The 2975-nt window shown below is 73.4% G+C and carries 3 protein-coding genes; 2 read left to right on the top strand and 1 reads right to left on the bottom strand.

Going from position 1 to position 2975, the window contains the following annotated elements; all coding sequences use genetic code 11:
* On the top strand, positions 1 to 580 hold a 580-nt coding region (locus tag ACFUEL_RS37745), incomplete at its 5' end, for a hypothetical protein (RefSeq protein WP_380242438.1).
* Positions 581 to 587: 7 nt separating this feature from the next.
* On the opposite strand, the gene ACFUEL_RS37740 is transcribed toward ACFUEL_RS37745, so the two are convergent.
* Positions 588 to 1046 carry a MerR family transcriptional regulator gene (locus ACFUEL_RS37740; RefSeq protein ID WP_380242436.1) on the bottom strand — a complete coding sequence of 153 codons (459 nt, stop codon included), beginning with the start codon at positions 1044 to 1046 and terminating at the stop codon, positions 588 to 590.
* Positions 1047 to 1460: 414 nt separating this feature from the next.
* On the opposite strand from ACFUEL_RS37740, the gene ACFUEL_RS37735 reads away from it, so the two are divergent.
* Positions 1461 to 2951 (top strand): SulP family inorganic anion transporter, encoded by a 1491-nt coding sequence (locus ACFUEL_RS37735; RefSeq protein ID WP_380242440.1) that lies wholly within the window; start codon positions 1461 to 1463, stop codon positions 2949 to 2951.
* The last annotated feature ends 24 nt before the right edge of the window (positions 2952 to 2975 follow it).

The raw sequence follows: 2975 nt of genomic DNA, 5'->3' as shown, positions 1-2975 counted from the left end.
GCCCGGTCCGGTGATGGTGCCGGTCACCGCCGAGGCGATGCTCGGGATCCTGGCCGGCCTGCTGCCCCCCGGCGGGAAGCTCAGCGAGTTCCGGCCGGGGCCGTTCGTGTCGACCCCGGCGGGCGCGACCGCCTTCACGGTGGAGTACGACGACGGCCGGGGCGCCGTCCAGGTCTCCGTCGTCGTGAGCCCCCCCGATCCGCAGGCCGCGCCGTGGGACTGCGGCCGGGTGGTCCTGACGGACGCCGGCCCCCGCCCCGCGGGAGCCGAACCGCCCGGCTGCACCAGCAGCACCGACGCCGCGGGGACCATGGTCAGCGCCGTCACCAGCGTGGGCCCCAGCGGGGGCTACTACTTCAGGCAGGTCCACCTGGAGCGGGCCGACAGGACGTCCGTCGACCTCAGCGTGAGCAACGGCCCGGCCCCGTCGCCGGACCAGTGGTTCGGCCTGGCCGGCCGCCCCGTGCCCCCGCTCACCATGGCCGCCTGGCAGGCCGTCGTCCGCGACCCCGCCTGGCGGAGCGAGGTCCCCGCCGCCACCGCCGAAGCCGGCGCCGCCCTGGCTGCCACCCTGCGCTGACCGCGGGTCAGTCCGCGGGCCGGTCCGCGGGTCGGTCCGCGGGTCGGTCCGCGGGGCGGGGCCGAGCGGCGGTGTCGAGTTCCAGCCGGGTGCGGAGGGTGTGGGCGAAGTCCTCGGCGCGGGCGAGCTGGACGCGGAGCTTCTCGACCTGTTCGGTGGCGGCCTGTTCGTAGTCGCGCACGCGCTGGAGGAGGGCCCGCCGCTCGTGGGCGTCGAGGGTGCCGTCGGTGTCGAGGCGGTCGGTGGCCTCCAGCAGGTCCCGCATCTGGTCGAGGGTGAAGCCGAGGGGCTTCATCCGGCGGATGACCATGAGCCGCTGCACGTCGTTCTCGGTGTAGAGGCGGAAGCCGCCCCGGGAGCGGGCCGAGGGGACGACCAGGCCGGTCTCCTCGTAGTGGCGGATGGTGCGCAGGGACAGTTCGGTCCGTGCGGCGACCTCGCCGATCTGCAGGTGTTTGCCGTCCACGCCCGTGCTTCCCTGGCCCTTCTCGTCGCCGCCGGCCGGTTCCGACCCGACCCCACCGATCCCTACTCTAACGTTAGGGTAGAGTTCCTGGTGGTGAGGGTGGCCGCCCGCTGCCCCGCCGTCCGCCGTGCCGGGGCCGACGCCGCCCCCGGCGAAGACCCGGCCCCGACAGGAGGGACGCGTGCGCGAGCCAGAGCCGCACGCCGCCGCCTGCCCGCCGTGACGCTCCGCCCCCGCCGGGGCGGGGCCGTGTCCGCCCGCGCAGGCTCCCTCCCCCCTCCCGGACTTCCGGCTCCGCGCACCGCGGAGCCGTGCGCGGTGTGCCGGCCCGGCCCGCCGCCCCTCCTCGCGCCCCTGCCTCGCCCGGACGGGGTGCCCGAGCACGACAGGTAACCGTCCTTGTCCTCTCCCGCCGTGTCCCCGGCCGCGCGCCTCGCCGGTCTCAAGCCCGACTGGCTGTCCGACCCGAAGGTCTGGCGCACCGAGGTGCTGGCCGGCCTGGTCGTCGCCCTGGCCCTGATCCCCGAGGCGATCTCGTTCTCGATCATCGCCGGGGTCGATCCGAAGATCGGCCTGTTCGCCTCGTTCACCATGGCCGTCACCATCGCGGTCGTCGGCGGCCGCCGCGCGATGATCTCCGCCGCGACCGGCGCCGTCGCCCTGGTCATCGGCCCGCTCAACCGCGAGCACGGCCTCGGCTACCTGGTGGCCGCCGTCATCCTCGCCGGCGTCTTCCAGATCGTGCTCGGTGCGCTCGGTGTCGCCAAGCTGATGCGGTTCGTGCCGCGCTCGGTGATGGTCGGCTTCGTCAACGCCCTGGCGATCCTGATCTTCATGGCGCAGATCCCCAACCTGGTGGACGTGCCGTGGGCGGTCTACCCGCTGGTCGCCGGCGGCCTGGCCCTGATGGTGCTGTTCCCGAAGGTCACCAGGGTGGTTCCGGCGCCGCTGGTGTCCATCGTGATCCTCACCGTCATGACGGTCGGGGCGGGCATCGCGGTGCCCACCGTGGGCGACGAGGGCAAGCTGCCCTCGTCCCTGCCGGTGCCCGGCCTGCCCGACGTGCCGTTCACCCTGCACACCCTCACCGTCATCGCCCCCTACGCCCTCGCCATGGCGCTGGTGGGCCTGATGGAGTCGCTGATGACCGCCAAGCTGGTCGACGAGATCACCGAGACCCGCTCCAACAAGACCCGCGAGTCGGTCGGCCAGGGCATCGCCAACATCGTCACCGGCTTCTTCGGCGGCATGGGCGGCTGCGCGATGATCGGCCAGACCATGATCAACGTCAAGGTGTCCGGCGCCCGCACCCGCCTGTCCACCTTCCTCGCGGGAGCGTTCCTGATGGTGCTGTGCATCGTCTTCGGCCCCGTCGTCTCCGACATCCCGATGGCCGCCCTGGTCGCCGTCATGGTGATGGTGTCCTTCGGCACCTTCGACTGGCACTCCATCGCCCCCAGGACCCTCAGGCGGATGCCCGCGGGCGAGATCGCCGTCATGGCGGTCACCGTCGCCTGCGTCGTGGCGACGAGCAACCTCGCCATCGGCGTCGTCGTCGGCTCGATCACCGCGATGGTCGTCTTCGCCAAGCGCGTCGCCCACCTCGCCACCGTCACCGCCCACGCCGGCCCCGACGACGGCACCGTGGTCTACCGGGTCACCGGCGAGCTGTTCTTCGCCTCCAGCAACGACCTCGTCGGCCGGTTCGACTACGCGGACGACCCCGACAGGGTCGTCATCGACCTCGCCGACGCCCACATCTGGGACGCCTCCTCCGTAGCCGCCCTCGACGCCATCGAGACCAAGTACAGGCAGCGCGGCAAGACCGTGGAGATCACCGGCCTCAACAGCCCCAGCGCCGACCTGCACGGCAGGCTCTCCGGAGAGCTGGCCGGCGCCCACTGACCCCGCACCGCGCCCGCGCGCCGC

It is taken from the genome of Kitasatospora sp. NPDC057198, assembly GCF_042670125.1.
In the GTDB taxonomy this organism is placed as follows: domain Bacteria; phylum Actinomycetota; class Actinomycetes; order Streptomycetales; family Streptomycetaceae; genus Kitasatospora.
Note: the sequence above shows the minus strand (reverse complement) of the source record. Positions and strands in the feature narration are given on the sequence as shown.